We start from the raw sequence: 17,243 nt of genomic DNA on the forward strand, positions 1-17,243 counted from the left end.
CGTTGACATCATGAGTAGTCTGGCTAGACTACTCGCTAAGTTAATTAGATGCAATTGAGTTCTATGTCAGATTTAAATATGTCAGAAGCAGTACTAACACCGCCATTATCAACACAAGCACAATCGTTGAATTCTATCCTTCGTCACAATTGGAATTTAAAAGAAGTAGAAGCATTATTTGCTATGCCTTTTAATGACCTAATGTTTAAAGCACAAACGATTCATAGAGAAAATTTTAACCCTAATGAAGTACAAGTCAGTACTTTATTATCGATTAAAACCGGTGCTTGCCCGGAAGATTGTAAATACTGTTCCCAAAGTGCACGTAATAAAACTGACCTAGAAAAAGAAAGTTTATTAGCCGTTGAAAAAGTATTAGAAGCGGCACAAAGAGCCAAAGAAATGGGTTCAACCCGTTTTTGTATGGGCGCTGCGTGGCGTAATCCTAAAGAACGCGACATGCCGTATGTACTAGATATGGTTAAGAGTGTTAAGGCCCTTGGTATGGAAACATGCATGACGTTAGGTATGTTATCGGAAGAACAAGCCGACAGGTTAAATGGTGCCGGCTTAGATTATTACAACCATAACCTAGATACGTCTCCAGAGCATTATAATCAAATTATCACTACCCGAACCTTTCAAGATAGATTGGATACATTGACCAATGTTCGTAGTGCCGGTATGAAAGTCTGTAGTGGTGGTATTGTTGGTTTAGGTGAAAAAGCCGTAGATCGCGCATCACTATTAATACAACTTGCAAATTTAAGCCCACAACCTGAAAGTGTACCAATTAACATGTTGGTTAAAGTTGAAGGCACACCTTTAGCTAATATTGATGATTTAGAGAGTTTTGACTTTATTCGTTGTATTGCTGTTGCTCGTATCATGATGCCAAATAGTCATGTTAGATTATCAGCCGGTCGTACTGCGATGAATGAGCAGATGCAAGCCATGTGTTTTCTTGCAGGTGCTAACTCAATCTTTTATGGTTGTAAATTACTTACCGCAGAAAACCCAGAAACTAATCAGGATATTGCTTTGTTTGAAAAACTAGGTATAAATACTGAGACTGTAGCTGGCGATACTGAGTTATCAGACAAGATAATTAAAACAGCGATTGTTGATCAACAAAACAGTGACTTGTTTTACAACGCATCAGCATAAATCGTTATATCCGTGACCATTTAGATTAGACTCTGAAACATAGATATTGAGTGAACGGGTATATACCTTCAGAATAGATCGCTAGCGTGTAGTTGCTAGCGATTAAAGCTACTACTATCTTATTAAACTTATCCATTTAAGTAGATAATCATTTATGAATTTTGACTTTATTCAACATGATGTTAATGAGCAAAAAGCTAAGTCTCGATATCGTCAGTTGGTTTGTAATAGTACAACAAGCCAGGGCAATGAAATTGTTATAAATGGAAAGTCGTATCTTAATTTTTCGTCTAATGATTATTTAGGTTTAAATAATCATGTTGAAATAAACAAGGCGTTACAAGAGGGAGCTGACCGATTTGGCGTTTGTTCCAGTAGTTCAAGTTTAGTTACGGGCTATCACTATGCTCATCAAGCATTGGAAGCTGATATTTGTCAGTGGTTAAATAAACCTAAGTGCTTATTATTCTCTAGTGGTTTTGCCGCTAATTTAGCGCTATTTCAAGCATTAGGTAAAAATCAAGAAAGCCATTTTTATTTAGATAAGCTTAGTAATGCGTCTATGATTGACGGTGCTTATCATAGCAAAGCAAAAGTTAAACGTTTCAATCATAATAATATTAAACATTTAACAACATTATTAAGTAATGCGGTAGACTCTCCTAATAAACTTATTGCCTCTGAAGGCGTATTTAGTATGGATGGTTGCCGAGCTAAAGTGTTAGAGCTTGCTCAGCTTTCGAAATCAAATCAGGCCTGGCTCTATTTAGATGATGCACATAGTATTGGTGTTATTGGTGACGAAGGACAGGGCAGTAATCACTTTGCTGATGTAGATATCACGATGGCAACAATGGGTAAAGCAATTGGAACCAGCGGTGCATTTTTAACCTGTACTGAAGACTTACATGAGTACTTGATCAATTTCTCGCGCCACTATATTTACTCTACGGCAATATCACCTGCTATCGCCTGGGCGACCAGAAAAAGCATTGAGCTTATTCAAAAAGAGCATTGGCGCAGAGAAAAAATCACTGAATTAAGCACGTTATTTAGTCAACTACTGGCACCAGAAATCGAGTTAGTTTCCACTGAATCTTCAATTCATGCCATAATAATTGGTGATGAGAAAAAAGCACTTGCCGTGAGTGATACTCTCAAAAAACAAGGTATTTGGTTAACCGCGATAAGGCCACCAACGGTTGCAATTAACAGCTCAAGATTACGCGTTACCATTTGCGCTAACCATAATACTAAAGATATCATATATTTAGCAGAATGCATTAATAAGGCAATAGCTTAATGGTTCAAACAGCACATAAAAACACAAACAGAGTAAATATTGGAAAAAGTTTTGGCTCTGCCAGTAAATCTTATGATGTATCAGCAAGGTTACAACGTTTTTCCGGTAAGCATCTAATGCCTTGGTTACCGAATCGTAACGATCTAACTGTTTTAGACTTAGGCTCAGGCACTGGTTTTTTTACTGACTTATTAGCGAGTACATATAGCCAAGTTATTGGCTTAGATATTTCAAATGAGATGCTTCATTTTGCCAAAGAACACCGTAATAAAAAAATAGTATGGCTAGAAGGCGATGCCCATAAATTACCACTTCAAGATAACAGCATAGATTTCATTTATTCAAACTTAGTCATTCAATGGTTTGATCCACTCGATGAAGCCATTACTGAAATGTTAAGAGTTTTAAAGCCAGGTGGATTACTTATTTTCACCACCTTAGTAGACGGCACATTACACGAGTTAAAATCTTCTTGGAAACAAGTAGACGATGACCAACACGTTATCGATTTTAAAACGGTTACTGAGCTCAATACTTTATTCAATAATGAAAACGGTAAGTTGGTTGAACAAAAGTGCCAAGATATTGTTTTGGAATATCAAAATGTAATCCATTTAGCACGTGAGTTAAAAGGCTTAGGTGCTAATCATTTAGCACAGAAACAAAATAGAGGGCTGTCAGGAAAAGACAAATGGTTTAAAATGACAGAACATTATCAAGATTTTCTTGAGCCCAGTGGTATTTATCCAGCAACCTATCGTTTGTTTTCTGGTTTAGTGGTTAAATTAAATAACTAACTTAAACAAATCAGTTAAATAATTACATACGGTAACTATCACGCACGCCACATCTTAAGCCTTAGCCTTTGTAAAAAGTGCTAAGGCTTTTTAATGTTACTTATTATTGTACTATGTCGAACGATCAACGAAATAACATCGAACACAAAACTAATTTAAGAAACCTTACCTTACTTAAGAAATAAATATGAAACAATTCTTTGTCACTGCAACAGATACCGATGCTGGAAAAACATTTGTCAGCTGCGCTTTAATTCATGCGTTTACTCAGCACATAAATGCTTCTACGAATGAGAAGATGAAAGTTGCGGCCTTTAAACCCATTTCTGCAGGTTGTGAATTAGTCGACGGCCAACTGGTTAATGAAGATGCAAAATTACTTAGTGAATTTGCCAACTGTGGTCAAAGTATTTCCCACATCAACCCTATTGCTTTTGAACAACCCATTGCACCTCACATTGCGGCTAAAAAACAAAATAAACAAATTACGATTGAGGATATAAATCATAATTACCAACAAGTTAAATCACTTAACGCTGACATTACGTTAGTTGAAGGTGCTGGAGGTTGGCGATTACCGCTTGGTGAGATAATAGTTTTATCTCATAATAATGCTGATAAAAGTGGTGATAACAATAAACCGACTTATCAATTTCTATCAGACTTTGTCAAAGCTACTAACCTAGAAGTTATTTTAATCGTTAATATGAAATTGGGTTGTTTAAATCATGCGTTATTAACGTATGAAACAATTACTGCAGACGGCCTAAATTGTGTTGCTTGGATAGCAAATTGTGCCTCTAATGATGCTATGAATAATCTATCAGAAAATATTTCCGAGTTAGAGAAAATTCTACCCATACCTAAGATGGCACAGTTCGATTTTATAGCTGATGTTGATGAAGAGGGTAAAGCTGTTTCTTACATTGAAAAAATTAGTCGTGCGGCGAACAAAATTAACTTATCTGTGTTGGTTTAATAAGTTTTTTTACTTTTCTAAAATGGATTAACGTTCACTTAAGTCAATTTACCCAAAATCAAATCCAACTTCGTTTACTTTAACTCGCGCCTAAAAAATTTACAGTAGGGGTAAGCGAACCAGATTTAATAAAATTGAATCTCTCTGGGCAACAACTTAAAAAATTTCACAACACCAAATCATTTCCAATGTTAGAAATTAATTTACCTCCTATAATTAATTTCGAAATCAATTATAAAAACTAACCGATACTATTTTTCCAATTCAGTAAAACAAGCACTGGCAATAAATCCAGATCGCGTTTTGTAATCTGAAGATTTACTTACTTTGTCATCAATTTGGGCAATGAGTAATTCAGGTAAAGTTACGTTTATTTTATGGCTCTTACCAAGGTAAGGGGTTATATCAATACTTACTATTGCCCAAAAAGCTTGTGAAAAGGTATGCGGATTTTCCAGTATATAGTTTTGTCGATGGCTTTCTAATCCCTTTGCATTAGGCACTTTTTCACCGTATTCGGCCAATATGGCAAGGTGAGATTTAATCGCTTTTGTAATTTCTTCCATGCCTAAATCAATGGTTTTTTCTGTAATTGCACATCCAGGAAGATCGGGTACTGATACCTGATAATCTGATTTTTTATCATCGTAAACAAACACAATTGCATACTTCATTTTAACTCCTAACGCGTCTAAAACGGCCCATAAATAATCATAACCCTAACAACTCCTTATATCAATATCTTAATAACCCTGACAACTCCATTTAAAATACTTCCAGTAACCCCGATAACTCCTATAAGTAAATTACAATAACCCCGACAACCCCTGAATCATTATGTAGGTGACTGTTTACTATTGATAGAGGTGTTTTATTATCCTAAGAGAATTTGTAATACAAATTTTTAAAGGTTTTTAACAATGAAAATATTTATAGAAAAATTTCTGATAACAAATAATTAAACAAGAGTGTCTAGAGTTATCTATTTAGTGTGGATCATGCAGAATTTGATCTCTATAATGAGATTAATGAAAGATTAATTCGTCAAAAATATAACCTAACGTAAGCCAATAAATAGTTGGCTCTCTCTAAGCTTCAATAAAAAATTAGGGAACAGATTAGGTGATTGATTAGGGAATAATATGAAAGAACTTTTAAAGGGTAATCCAGAATTATTGATTACTGTAGTGGGCATTGGTGGCTGTGGGTGTAACACAGTAAATATGCTCCATGAAAATAACTTATCAAGCCAAGTTAACCTCGTTGCCGTTAATACTGATCTTGCTGCATTAAATAGCATTAACGTTGAAAACAAAATCCTAATAGGCGAAAACTTAACAAATGGCTACGGCGCAGGCTCAGATCCGAGTATAGGTTATCAAGCAGCCCAAGAGAGTGAAGGAATGCTTCGTAGTGCGATAATGGATAGCGACATCGTTATTATTACTGCAGGTTTTGGTGGTGGCACTGGTACTGGTGCAAGTCCTTTAGTGGCCAAATTAGCACGCGAGCTAAATATTAACTGTTTAGCTATTGTGACTTTACCCTTTGAATCAGAAGGGCAAACTCGAATGGATTATGCCCTACAAGGTATTGATGACATTAAAGAGCCTATACATGCCTATATTACGCTTTCAAACGATCTTTTACTTGCAGGCTTAGGTGAAACTGTTGGTTTATTTTCTGCTTTTAACCAAAGTAATGAAGTGCTTAAAAACCTATTAATTGCTTTAGTGCAAATGTTGAATGAAACTGGCTATGTCAATGTCGACAAAAATGATTTCTCAACAATTTTGTCTTTTGAAGGTGAATCTATCCTTGGTGTTGGTAAAGCTAATTCAGAAGAAGAAGCTTTCGACGCACTTGATCAGGCTCTTAATAACCCACTTGTTTCTATTGCAAACATTGACACAGCGAAAGGTATTATCTTTCAATTATTTTGTAAATCAGAGCCTAAGTTATCGACCTACAATGGTTTGATTGATCGCATCAGAACAAGAGTCACTAATCGATCTGTGCTGATTGTACCGGGTGTTAGTCTTGATCCAAATTTGACGTCAGAAATTGAAATATTGATTATCGGGTCGGGCATAAGTAGCGGTAAACCTGAGCCTATCAAAGAAGCTATTGAAACAGATCCCTGTGAATTAGAACAAAACGTCGAGTCAACTGAACCCGCATATATCGATGATGAACTAAGTTTTATCAATCATGGTGAAACAATGACCGATATTCCGGCTATAACGCGCAAATTGATGGCAATCAATCGCGATTAGTTAAACACTTCTTTACATGATAATGGTTCTTATTTACAGTTATTGTTCAATAGTTGTTATAGGAATGGCCGAATAAGAAATTGTCGGCTGCAATGAATGAAAGATAAAAAATTAATCAACCCTGAGTGTTTAATCGACCTAATCGAAAATAGACGCTTTGGTGTTGAATATCAGCCAATAGTTAGTTGTAAAAACCAAGAGATTTTTGCCTATGAGTCTCTGGCTAGATTCTATTCTGCTGATAATGAGCTTATTCGACCAGACCTTGTTTACGAGTCACTCCATACAAGCCCACTGAGTTTGTTCCAGGTTGAATACCAGCAAAAAAAATTACAATTATCGTATGCAGTTGATGACTATGATATTTTTGTTAATTTGGATCAAGATTCTTATTTCTCTAGTGGTGTCATTGATCAAAGCAATCCATTTCTAAAATTATTTAAAGCGTTTAAAAAGTCTAATGTTGTAGTTGAGTTAATTGAAAACTCAGAAATTAATGATGCCATTATGAGCTTGGCCATGATTGATAACTTAGCGAAAAGCAATATTCACACGGCTATAGATGATGTGTGTAATCCTCAATCTATGATTTCTACTTCAGTAATTCAATTGGTTAACTATATAAAGCTAGATAAATTTGTTGTGCAAAACCAAAAAAATAGTAATTTCATGTTACTAGTCAAATCAATTATTGATTACGCGCATAGTGCGAACAAAAAAGTGATCTTAGAAGGGGTAGAAACGTATGAAGACTTGCAACTAGCTCAACAGCTTAAGTGTGATTTTGTACAAGGTTTTTATTACCGGGATCGTTTTAAGAATGTCACTTAATAACTTTTAATCAACGAACTAACACCATACACTGTAGCTAATTCTTATATCCTCCTTTTTAAATAAAGAGTAACAACATGAAAGTTAACATGAACTTTAATATGAAAAACAGTATGAAAAAATCTATCCTAATCATTTGTAGCTTAGCAAGTCTCGTTGGATTCTCCGCGTTGGCAACAGATTTAAAAGTGGGAGACACGGCACCGAATTTCAAGTTACAAGCTACCACAGGTGATTATTACCAATTAAGTGATTACAAAGGCAAACAAGCAGTGGTATTAGCTTGGTATCCAATGGCAAACACCCGAGGTTGTACTATTGAATGTAAATCGTTGACAGAACAAGGACATCTTATTCGAGAGTTTAATGTTAGTTACGTTATGGCTAGCGTTGACCCTATTGATGATAACAGAGACTTTGCTGAGAAAACGGGCGCTGACTTCCCTATGTTAAGTGATCCTACTAAATCAGCGGCTAAAGCATATCAGGTGCTTAATATGTTTAAAGTTGCCAGTCGCGTGACTTTCTATATTTCTAAAGAAGGTAAAATAGTTAAAATTGATGACGATATTTCACCAAAGTCTGCTGCCCAAGATATGGCTAATAATTTAGCTGCCCTAGGTATTGCTAAGAAATAACTAAACAATGTCAAAACCCAATAAAAAAGGCCCGAGCAAAACAGTTGATATATATTGCAAGGGCTGCAACTTCCTCCTATTTAAATACCGTAAAGGGGGTAAGGGCGCTTTACTTAAATGTTTCAAAGAACGCATCAGTCAAAACTTTACCGAAACGCCATGTACATGCCCAAAGTGTAATAAGGTGTTTGCACGAGATTGCTTAATTAGGGGTACACCAGCCTTTAAAATGATCGGCGGCAAGGTTTGGTGTAAATAGTTTGTTATCTCTCTGTTATCATTGTGATTAATTCTGTAAGTAAAAACAAAAAGACACATTTCCAAAACAACTTAAAGCAGTTATAAGTTTTGCGCTAGTTATCATACGCATAAATAACTTCTATTAGGATTGGATCATTGGATATCGAAGAAGCAAGAATCAAAGCAATATGTCATCACATGACCACTATCAGCATTGATAACAAACCTTTTGTCCCATTAGTTAAAGTGAAGCGAAGTGAAGCTTTACTTGCTGGGAAAATTAGAGTGATGTTGTCGAAAAGACGCTCTAATCGTATTCATTATTTTTTACAGACGTATTCGAATAAAATCACTTTACTTAATAATGATTAGCGCGATAAATCTTATCAATTAAATCGGAAAATACAGCCTAATGTTTATTAATAAGGTTAGCTTTATTTATTTGGTTTTATTAATACATACTTATTATGCTCGAAATAGTAATAGTCTACACTGTGATGATGTAATTGATTATTATACATATAAAACAAGAATTTACATGGTTACGTGTTACTTGTATGGGTTTTTAATATGCTTTAATTTCTGTTTTATTACCAACAATAACTTTAGTACGCAAGTTACTTGGATAGCCAATGACACTCAATTCAAGGTATTGAGCTGTTAATTTTCTTTGGAAAAATAATAACTAATATAGTGATTGATGCTCATGACCTTTCACTTGATTGAGCTATTTATCTGGTATAAAAACAGGGTAAACAAGGCATCAACGACTGTTCGGATACCTGATTATTTATGAAACAACTCGACCTTAATTCTCTCTCTGTGTTTATTACGCTGTATCATGCGGGATCTACTCAAAAAGCCGCTTTCAAACTTAATCGCTCGCAATCTTATGTTTCTAAGGTGTTATCAAAATTACGAGATGATATTGGAGATCCGTTATTTGTACGAACGGCAACTGGGTTAGAGCCAACAAGCTACGCGAGTATTATTGCTCCTAAGGTAAAAGAAGCGTTAGCGCTGATGCAGAAGGCCCTTGAACCTGAATCCTTTAATCCTTTAGCGCTTGATAAAATTACCATTCATCTGGCTGCACCTTTTATTATCCCCATTGGTAAATTATTGATTACTAAGATTAGGCAGAAAACCCCTGCGGTAATTGAGCTGCGAGAGTGGAACTTAGACAGTGAAGCGTTACTTCTCGAAGAGAAGATTGATATAGCTGTGCACGCTCTAAAAAACAGGCCGCAGAGCTTATATCAAAAGAAAATTATGTCTGTAAGTGGCCAATTTATTGGCAATCGGCAAGGAGAGTTTGTCAAAACTATTTTCGATAATTACAACGAATATAGTGGAATGTACCAATTACTGGATGCCGAGATTAAGCCAGGTATCATTATAGATAGCCAATATTTGTCAGGCCAGTTAATGGATGAACACTACACCTATAGCCTTACCAATGATGAGAAGAAGAAAAATACCCCAACAGATGTAGCTATGATATGTAAAGCTGCCAGAAGATGCTCACCAAAGATTCAGTGGCTTATGGATATGTGTGTGCCTATAGTAAAACAAGCACAGTGGTAATCATCAGTCGTTGTACTTTTTACAATTTTGAACATTATCAGAATTATCAATCACAGAGCTTTTCAGTTAATTGTTCTATTATTTCATCATTCTCACTATTGATGTAAATATCCAGCGCGCCTCCCAAAAATACCACGAAACTAAAGAAAGCTATTCCTGACGCTGAATTAACAGCAGCGTAAATCAGGCCTCCAGAGCCTATAGTTACCCTAGTATATGCCAAAAAATAACTTGTTTTCTCTCCACCGTAATATAGGCTTTTTTCTTGCATTGCTATTATTTTAGTCTCTTCATCACCACATTTTTCGTTTGCTAACACATTAAAAGATAGTGCTGTTGTTAGTAATGCTGTTGTTATTAATTTTTTCATGTTTTTGATTAAGTAGCTGCTATTAATCCGGTATAAGTTCAGGATTTAATTCTTGTTAAGGTTAATGACTGCATCGCCTTCGACTTATCTGCAGTACTCAATTTCTTGAGCGTTTCTCACCGTTGTTATCGTGTTCATCATGTCTGAAATTAAAAAGTTTTTTGGAATAACGTTTATTCCAAAAAGATGATACATAGTTCCTAAAAGGAAATTAGGCGTTATATATTGGTTGAATAGGGTGCATTAGCAAATTTAATTATAAATAATGTTTGAACGTGTAATTACTTTCTGACTTTAGTTACTGATGTTTTCACCAATGAAGTGGTGTAACTGTTTCGTGCTTCTTGAAAAAGTGAATAAAGCTTCTGGTGAGTTAAATGCCAAAAGATTTGAAACCTCACTGACTTTGTATGAGGTAGATTGAAGTAGATTATCTTACGGGATTAGTGCTAAAACGAAGGAATATAACCCAAGTCATCACAAACACTACTCAATAACTTTATTAAATCTATAACAGGTAAATTACCTTCATTTGTACTTACTGTTTTTGGGTCGATATTACATTCTGCAAGATACCTGTATGGATTCAATGCATGAATCTTAGTTGCTTCAATAAAAGCCGATAATGTCGGCGTAAGAGTCAAATAAATAGGTTTTATTTAATGCTCATGCTGAAAACTATATAAGTTAATTAATATCACACACGTTCGTGAAATATCAATTTTAACCTTTGTTCGGTCGTATCATTCAAATCAAGATTAAACAAATACCAAAATTAAGGAAAAGCCATGAGTAATACAGTGATAAAACTAATATACAAGTGGAGTGATGAATCTTTGACGGTTAGAGAAAAAGAGATAAAACGAGCTAATGATGTTTTTTTCAAGAAAGCAAATATAGTGAAAGATAATTATTTAATGAATGGATTCAGTTTAGCTCAAGCAAATAAAGCAGCTATGAATATTAGGGTTAGTTGCTCCGCTATTTTAGGAAAACGATATAGTTGTATTACAACACCTCTTTCTTAAATAAGAGTTATGGACTAGAAATAATACCGACTTGATAGAGCCAAAATAATAACAAAGTAAATGCGAACGCTCGATAATAATGTCATTAGACATATTTTTACTGTGTATTACATTAAGTCATGTTGTTACAAGTGCCGGTGGTGGGAGTTGTTGATCCATTTCATTCAATCCTTGAAAATCATTAGCTACTAATCAACTTTAGTTCACGACAGATAATATTCAAGCTACAATTAAGGTATTAAAACGGACAAAATACCGTTGACTTTGTTTGTTCATCAAAATTATAACCAACTATTTTAGTCACTTAATATGGCGTTAACTATTTCAGGTAAATGATGATATTTTCTAAACTATTTAAGTTTTCTGATTGGCCAAATAAAGACATACCGAGTGTGTCAGCAGGAATTTATGCTATTTGGAATGATGATGAGTTATTTTATTGTGGAATGTCTGGGTGCGAAATTGAGAAAAATCAGCATAAGAAAAAGTACGATTTAGTTACAAGACTGCACAGTCATGCTATAGGCCGTTTAAGTGGTGACCAGTTTTGTGTCTATGTCGCTAATAGACTGGTTATACCAACGCTTAAGCAAAGTGACTTACCCTTGTTTGCAAATGGTCAATTAAAGTTAGATACACTTACCAAACGATACATCCATGAACATTTAGAGTACCAATATGTTCTAGTCAACAGCAGTGCTGAAGCATACTCGGTTGAAAAAGATGCGAGAAACGGGAAGTTGTTTGGTCAAAAGCCAATGCTTAATCCAATCAATAATTAATAGATTAAGTTTACGCTTTCACCACAATGACCAGTACGTTCATCATGCGGCTGGTGGTTGTTTTATTCAGCCGTGAGCAGAAAATCGAGAATACGATGAAAACGCAAACTAAAAGCCGAGTAATGGAGATATGATTAAGGCTATGAACGGTAAAGCACCAGAGCGTAATGATGTTAACTGAGTTTAGGTATGTGCAATGTAGGCCTCTTAACTCTTACGTTCATGGCAGTATTACAGCTAACTCTTTCTTCAATGAAAGTTATCCACTAGAAATAATACCGACTTGATTAACTGTATATAAGTATTAATTCAAAAAAAAATGAAAATAATTTTAATCTAGTTAGTCATGGGTTATCCAGACACAAAAAAACCACTAAGAGTAATTTTACATTACTACTAAGTGGCTGATTTATTTTACTAATATGGTCGGAGTAGACAGATTCGAACTGTCGACCTCACGCCCCCCAGGCGCGCGCGCTACCAAGCTGCGCTATACCCCGACAATGTAAACTCTAGGGTTTAACAAGTTTACCGCTTGTATATTAATGATTTATCAACGTAATGCAATGACAATTAAGAGAATAGTTAGCCTAGGTGAACTAAACGGCTAACTATTATCCTATATGCCTTATATTAAGTCGTTTACAGCTTTTCTTGCTGGGTAAACAACTTAATAAAATGTACGCCATCAATCATTAATGGAAAGTCTTCATTCACGGTTATTGGCGAAGAGAATTGACGCGAGTAACTTTGAAAGTTGCCATTTTGGTCAACAAAAACAGATTTATCTTTATCAAAGATAATAATGCCTTTATCAGTAGTATTGGCAATGACTCTATCTTTATTCAATGTTGGTAAATCACTGCCATTATTATTTCCGGTAACGTTACAAGCTAACCATTGATTCATCAAGGTTGGTTGTAAGTCCATATTACTGGTATTAAAAGTAATATCCTTATGGCTGACTTTGCCAAGTTGCGGGTAAATAAATAACGCAGGTTTGGTATTTAAACGCGTTTCACTATTTTGATTACCTATAGAGCTGATCCAAATAATATCTTTTAGACTTTTTTGCTTTTGAGCAAGAAGTAGGGCATCAACAAATAATTCGAATTGATATTGGTTATTATTTTTTTCTGCCTTATTAGCATCAATAGCAAGGCTATTTTTAAAGTAGATAATATGTAAGCCAGGTGCTTTATTATTTAACTTTTCAGCAAACAATAAACTCGAGACATTTTCTAGTTCAGTTTTTTCACTAAATAAGGCTTCAAACCAACGAGGTTCAGTAATAGTACCATCCATAGTTGAATCGTCCGCAACAGTATGATCTTGCAGAGTTGCTGAAAACTCATCAGAGATAACCGTTAAGCTGGTTGTAAGAGCTTGTTGATCTAGACGCTGGAACAATAGCGGCTTAATACCTTGTTTGAGAATATCGTCTTGATAAATACTCGGTAGAGAATAAAGTAGATTAAACCAAGCATCATCATTAAGGCCAGTATCAATATTATTGGTTAAATGTAAGGTGGTGGCACTTGCTCGACGAATAAATTGATTAAGCTGAGGAATTGATACTTGTTGCTCTGTTAGGATCAAGAAGGTCGAATTCTTTGGCGCTGTCTCAGCATTTTCATTGAGGCAAAGACTTGAATCAATAGTAGGGTAATTAGGAATAGCATGACTAAATGATAGAGGGCTATTTTTACGCTCTATATAATCTTCAATGTTAAATAAACCATATTTGGTTAATAGTGTTTTGGCTGTTGCAGGATAAGACAAAGGTAACACTGTGTCTTGACGCAAAATATCATAGTCAAGGTTAGCATCAGCCCAAATATGGCTTACATGACTAAAGAAGAATGACAAAACCAAAGCAAAAATAACAAAACGAGCAAAGATTGTTTTTTGTAATTGCTTCAAATGTTTCCATGCGTAATTACTTACAATGAATTCAAAACTTAAGATAATGATAGCCAGTGCACCAATGAAGGTATACAACAGACTGTTTTCTTTCGCTAAGTCTTGTATCAAGCTTATAATTTGTGCACTAGAAGAGGCGTTTAAGTGATAACCCAAGCGACTATAAATAAAGCCATCTAATACGAGAAGTAATAAACCAATGGTAAAAATGACAGAGCCACTCGTTCTAATAAACTTTGTGTGTGGCAGAATCAGTGTTAATGGAAATAACACTAAAACAAAACTCATAAAGGTTAGAAACGCAATATGACTCACCCAGGTAGTTATTAAGTAGGCCTGACCAAAGAGTGTCGTTGGTGCAGCTTCACTAAATAAATAGTAAGAGGAGAGTGCAATTGCTGCTAAAATATTGAAAAATGTGAACCAATGGCTCCAACTGATCAAATGTAATAGTTTTTTACTGTAGCTTTTTGTATCAAATGAAACCATTGATAATAATTCTTATTGTTGCAGGTAAAATTAAATAAAAGGATTTAAACCGATTGTTTTAAGGCTTTAGTAAAGTTGTCTACAACAGCAACACGTTTGCTTTCAGGTACTTGGGCAATAATGTTAGTAACAGCGTTACCTAAACACATTAGGGCTAAATCTGGCGTTACTTCTTCTTTCACAAGAACATCTAACAAATCTTGGATAATTTTTTCTACACGTTCGTTCGAATATTTAGATACAATAGGCATAATAATAGTTTTCGTTAATGATAAATTTAATTTCTCTAGTTTATCAAATGCCTGCACACTTTAATATATACCTGATATAAAAATAACAGTCATACAGTACAGAACACTAACTTTAATTAACATCAGTAACTGAACATAAGAATCATATGAGCTTAATAATTAATAACATTGCACTACATTTTTTGTCTAAAAAAGAAGAAACAGGTGAAGTAGTATTACGCCTAGGGCCAGAAAACACTGAGTTCGCACAAGAAAATGCGAAAGTCACCAACTTTGTTGATGGTTTACATGCCATTTATAATGCAAAGGGTAGTAAGGCTTATGGTAGTTTTTCATCGATGCCTAGTGAAGGTGATTCAGCGCGCTTTGTTGATTTAATGGAAAGTTACTTAACTGAACAACAAAATTTTTATGAATTTAGTGTGCAAGCGGGCAATGTATTAAAAAATGAAATCGAAAAATATGACATAGAAGAGACAGGTTATTTTGTTATATGTCATTATGAATACATGGGTGGTCGTTACTTATTTGTTGCGGTTATCCCTATTTCAGAGCATTACAGTGTTGACGGCGAGTTAAATATTTCAGCCGCGCAGCACCTAGATACAAATAAACTACAACTCGCAGCTCGAATTGATTTATTCGATTACAAAGATAATAGCCAAGGCAACCGTTATATTTCTTTTGTTAAAGGCAGAGCTGGTCGTAAAGTGTCTGACTTCTTTCTAGATTTTTTAGGCTGTGAAGAAGGTTTAAACTCGAAAGAGCAAACACAAACATTAGTACAAGCTGTCGAAGATTATGTTTCAGTTAATCAACTAGACCCAGCAGAGAAGCAAAAAACACGTAAAGATTTGCTCAGTTACTGTAAAGAGCAAAAAGCGAGCTCTCAAGATGTATCACTTCAAGAGGTAGGGAAGGTTATTGAAAGCGCAGGTTCAGAACAAGATTTCTATCAATTCTGCCAAACGCAATCATACCCAATTGAAGAATCGTTTCCGCATGAACAAGCTGTGGTTAACAAAATCACTAAATATTCAGGCTACGGTAATGGCATAAGTTTAAGCTTTGAACGCAGTCATTTTGGTCAAGATGTCGTTTATAATCCACATAATGACTCACTAATAATCTATAAAGTACCACCAAATTTAAAAGAACAGTTAATGGCTTTACTCGAAAGTGATCAGAGCCCAGAAGAGTAATAAAACAGCAATAACCATCGTAACGCGTTACAAGAAAGTATCGCGTTACTTTTATTGCATCATGCGACAGTAAAAAATTTAAATAATATATAACAATCACTTACTACAGTATCAAGGTGAGTCACATCACTCATCGATGAATTACTAGTATTTTGATGGTATATAAATTGTAATTAGAAAAATTGGAAATACTCATGACAAATGAAAGCAATATCTCAAATAATACCTTAAGTAAAACCCTAACTATCGCTCGTCCTGATGATTGGCATGTACATTTACGTGACGGCGCCGTATTAAAAAACACGGTAGCTGATATTAGCCGTTATTTTGGTAGAGCTATTGTTATGCCAAATTTAGTACCACCTGTAACAGATGCAGCTTTAGCAGAAAGTTACTATCAGCGAATTATGGCTGCAGCACCAAGTGCTCATTTCAAGCCATTAATGGTTTTATATTTAACAGATAACACCAGCGCACAAGATATTATTGAAGCGAAAGAATCAGGTATAGTTTATGCGGCAAAACTATACCCAGCCGGCGCAACCACAAACTCTTCATCGGGTGTAACTGATGTTGCCAATTTAACTGACGTGTTTGCAGCAATGCAATCAGTTGGTATGCCATTATTAATTCACGGCGAAGTAACCGCTGCTGATATTGATATTTTCGATAGAGAACAAGTGTTCATTGATACAATTTTACAGCCGTTAGTTGCTAACTACCCTAATCTTAAAATCGTGTTAGAGCATATCACCACTAAAAATGCGGTAGATTTTGTTAAAGCTGCTGGTGACAATGTTGGCGCTACTATTACCGTTCATCATTTATTGTTTAACCGTAACCACATGTTAGTTGGCGGTATTCGTCCGCATTACTTCTGTTTACCTATTTTAAAACGCAATACTCATCAACAAGCATTAATAGAAGCAGCAACAAGCGGCGACAAAAAATTCTTCTTAGGTACTGACTCTGCGCCACATGCACAGCATGCTAAAGAGTCAGCTTGTGGTTGTGCTGGTGTTTATTCTGCCCACGCAGCTATTGAGTTATATGCTGAAGTGTTCGAACAAGAAAATGCCCTTGATAAATTAGAAGCGTTTGCCAGCCTTAATGGTGCAAACTTCTATCAATTACCAGTAAGCACAGATAAAATAACGTTAGTTAAAAAAGCATGGCTAGTACCCGCAACTATGACCTTTGGCGATGATGTTGTTGTGCCTGTTCGTGCCGATGAAGATATTTTGTGGCAAGTAGAAGGTTAATTATTACTTCCACTAAGCTTAGGCTTTAGGCTTTTATTATAGTAAAGACTAAATAAAAGCTAAAGTTTGGGCTATGTATACCCCGTATAAAAAAAGTAGAAAGCAAAAGTATAACTGA

General features: G+C 35.2%; 19 protein-coding genes and 1 tRNA gene. 15 read left to right on the forward strand and 5 right to left on the reverse strand.

From position 1 onward, the window contains the following. The first annotated feature begins 183 nt into the window (after positions 1 to 183). The 4 genes from bioB (at position 184) to bioD (ending at position 4,246) form a co-directional block, all read left to right on the forward strand. Positions 184 to 1,167, forward strand: coding sequence for a biotin synthase BioB (bioB, locus tag ESZ36_RS18490; RefSeq protein ID WP_425457421.1), 984 nt, complete (start codon positions 184 to 186; stop codon positions 1,165 to 1,167). A gap of 154 nt (positions 1,168 to 1,321) precedes the next feature. Beyond that, positions 1,322 to 2,470, forward strand: coding sequence for an aminotransferase class I/II-fold pyridoxal phosphate-dependent enzyme (locus ESZ36_RS18495; RefSeq protein ID WP_146790598.1), 1,149 nt, complete (start codon positions 1,322 to 1,324; stop codon positions 2,468 to 2,470). Next, the gene (gene bioC, locus ESZ36_RS18500) at positions 2,470 to 3,267 is read left to right on the forward strand and encodes a malonyl-ACP O-methyltransferase BioC (protein WP_146790600.1); all 798 of its coding nucleotides are present in this window, start codon (positions 2,470 to 2,472) and stop codon (positions 3,265 to 3,267) included. Before ESZ36_RS18495 ends, bioC begins: the two co-directional genes overlap by 1 nt. 187 nt (positions 3,268 to 3,454) lie before the next feature. Further along, positions 3,455 to 4,246 carry a dethiobiotin synthase gene (bioD, locus tag ESZ36_RS18505; protein WP_146790602.1) on the forward strand — a complete coding sequence of 264 codons (792 nt, stop codon included), beginning with the start codon at positions 3,455 to 3,457 and terminating at the stop codon, positions 4,244 to 4,246. Positions 4,247 to 4,497: 251 nt separating this feature from the next. On the opposite strand, the gene ESZ36_RS18510 is transcribed toward bioD, so the two are convergent. After that, positions 4,498 to 4,920: a type II toxin-antitoxin system HicB family antitoxin gene (locus ESZ36_RS18510; protein ID WP_146790604.1), complete on the reverse strand. Its 423-nt coding sequence runs from the start codon at positions 4,918 to 4,920 to the stop codon at positions 4,498 to 4,500. A 468-nt stretch (positions 4,921 to 5,388) separates the two neighbouring features. Between ESZ36_RS18510 and ESZ36_RS18515 the strand changes: the two genes are divergently transcribed. From ESZ36_RS18515 to ESZ36_RS18540, 6 genes are all read left to right on the forward strand, one after another. Next, complete coding sequence (locus ESZ36_RS18515; RefSeq protein WP_146790606.1) at positions 5,389 to 6,522, forward strand: cell division protein FtsZ; 1,134 nt, start codon at positions 5,389 to 5,391, stop codon at positions 6,520 to 6,522. 96 nt (positions 6,523 to 6,618) lie between these two features. After that, a complete protein-coding gene (locus ESZ36_RS18520) occupies positions 6,619 to 7,353 on the forward strand; it encodes an EAL domain-containing protein (protein ID WP_146790608.1) in 735 nt (244 codons plus the stop codon). Between the two features lie 77 nt (positions 7,354 to 7,430). After that, positions 7,431 to 7,991, forward strand: coding sequence for a peroxiredoxin family protein (locus ESZ36_RS18525; RefSeq protein ID WP_146790610.1), 561 nt, complete (start codon positions 7,431 to 7,433; stop codon positions 7,989 to 7,991). Between the two features lie 7 nt (positions 7,992 to 7,998). After that, entirely contained in the window at positions 7,999 to 8,250 is a 252-nt protein-coding gene (locus ESZ36_RS22980; protein ID WP_146790612.1) for a hypothetical protein, read from the forward strand. A gap of 137 nt (positions 8,251 to 8,387) precedes the next feature. Continuing rightward, the gene (locus ESZ36_RS18535) at positions 8,388 to 8,603 is read left to right on the forward strand and encodes a hypothetical protein (RefSeq protein WP_146790614.1); all 216 of its coding nucleotides are present in this window, start codon (positions 8,388 to 8,390) and stop codon (positions 8,601 to 8,603) included. 420 nt (positions 8,604 to 9,023) lie between these two features. Further along, a complete protein-coding gene (locus ESZ36_RS18540) occupies positions 9,024 to 9,818 on the forward strand; it encodes a LysR family transcriptional regulator (RefSeq protein ID WP_146790616.1) in 795 nt (264 codons plus the stop codon). Positions 9,819 to 9,864: 46 nt separating this feature from the next. Here the strand turns inward: ESZ36_RS18540 and ESZ36_RS18545 are convergent, their stop codons facing one another. Beyond that, entirely contained in the window at positions 9,865 to 10,188 is a 324-nt protein-coding gene (locus ESZ36_RS18545) for a hypothetical protein (RefSeq protein ID WP_146790618.1), read from the reverse strand. A gap of 788 nt (positions 10,189 to 10,976) precedes the next feature. Here ESZ36_RS18545 and ESZ36_RS18550 point away from each other — a divergent pair. The 3 genes from ESZ36_RS18550 to ESZ36_RS23220 all read left to right on the forward strand — a co-directional run bounded on the left by ESZ36_RS18550 (position 10,977) and on the right by ESZ36_RS23220 (position 12,285). Continuing rightward, on the forward strand, positions 10,977 to 11,216 hold the full coding sequence (locus ESZ36_RS18550; RefSeq protein WP_146790620.1) for a hypothetical protein: 240 nt from the start codon (positions 10,977 to 10,979) through the stop codon (positions 11,214 to 11,216). 335 nt (positions 11,217 to 11,551) lie between these two features. Beyond that, positions 11,552 to 11,998, forward strand: a complete 447-nt coding sequence (locus ESZ36_RS18555) for a hypothetical protein (protein ID WP_146790622.1) — start codon at positions 11,552 to 11,554, stop codon at positions 11,996 to 11,998. 167 nt (positions 11,999 to 12,165) lie between these two features. Beyond that, positions 12,166 to 12,285 carry a hypothetical protein gene (locus tag ESZ36_RS23220; protein WP_425457418.1) on the forward strand — a complete coding sequence of 40 codons (120 nt, stop codon included), beginning with the start codon at positions 12,166 to 12,168 and terminating at the stop codon, positions 12,283 to 12,285. A gap of 136 nt (positions 12,286 to 12,421) precedes the next feature. Here the strand turns inward: ESZ36_RS23220 and ESZ36_RS18560 are convergent. From ESZ36_RS18560 to ESZ36_RS18570, 3 genes are all read right to left on the reverse strand, one after another. Continuing rightward, positions 12,422 to 12,498, reverse strand: a tRNA-Pro gene (locus tag ESZ36_RS18560). A gap of 142 nt (positions 12,499 to 12,640) precedes the next feature. Beyond that, positions 12,641 to 14,410 carry a DUF3413 domain-containing protein gene (locus ESZ36_RS18565; RefSeq protein ID WP_146790624.1) on the reverse strand — a complete coding sequence of 590 codons (1,770 nt, stop codon included), beginning with the start codon at positions 14,408 to 14,410 and terminating at the stop codon, positions 12,641 to 12,643. Between the two features lie 44 nt (positions 14,411 to 14,454). Continuing rightward, positions 14,455 to 14,718 (reverse strand): YejL family protein, encoded by a 264-nt coding sequence (locus ESZ36_RS18570; protein ID WP_425457419.1) that lies wholly within the window; start codon positions 14,716 to 14,718, stop codon positions 14,455 to 14,457. Between the two features lie 89 nt (positions 14,719 to 14,807). Here ESZ36_RS18570 and yejK point away from each other — a divergent pair, with 89 nt between their 5' ends. Further along, the gene (gene yejK / locus ESZ36_RS18575; protein ID WP_146790626.1) at positions 14,808 to 15,863 is read left to right on the forward strand and encodes a nucleoid-associated protein YejK; all 1,056 of its coding nucleotides are present in this window, start codon (positions 14,808 to 14,810) and stop codon (positions 15,861 to 15,863) included. A 194-nt stretch (positions 15,864 to 16,057) separates the two neighbouring features. Next, positions 16,058 to 17,125: a dihydroorotase gene (gene pyrC / locus ESZ36_RS18580; protein WP_146790628.1), complete on the forward strand. Its 1,068-nt coding sequence runs from the start codon at positions 16,058 to 16,060 to the stop codon at positions 17,123 to 17,125. Positions 17,126 to 17,243 lie beyond the last annotated feature (118 nt).

Origin of the sequence: Colwellia demingiae (assembly GCF_007954275.1) — a bacterium.
Taxonomy (GTDB): Bacteria; Pseudomonadota; Gammaproteobacteria; order Enterobacterales; family Alteromonadaceae; genus Colwellia; species Colwellia demingiae.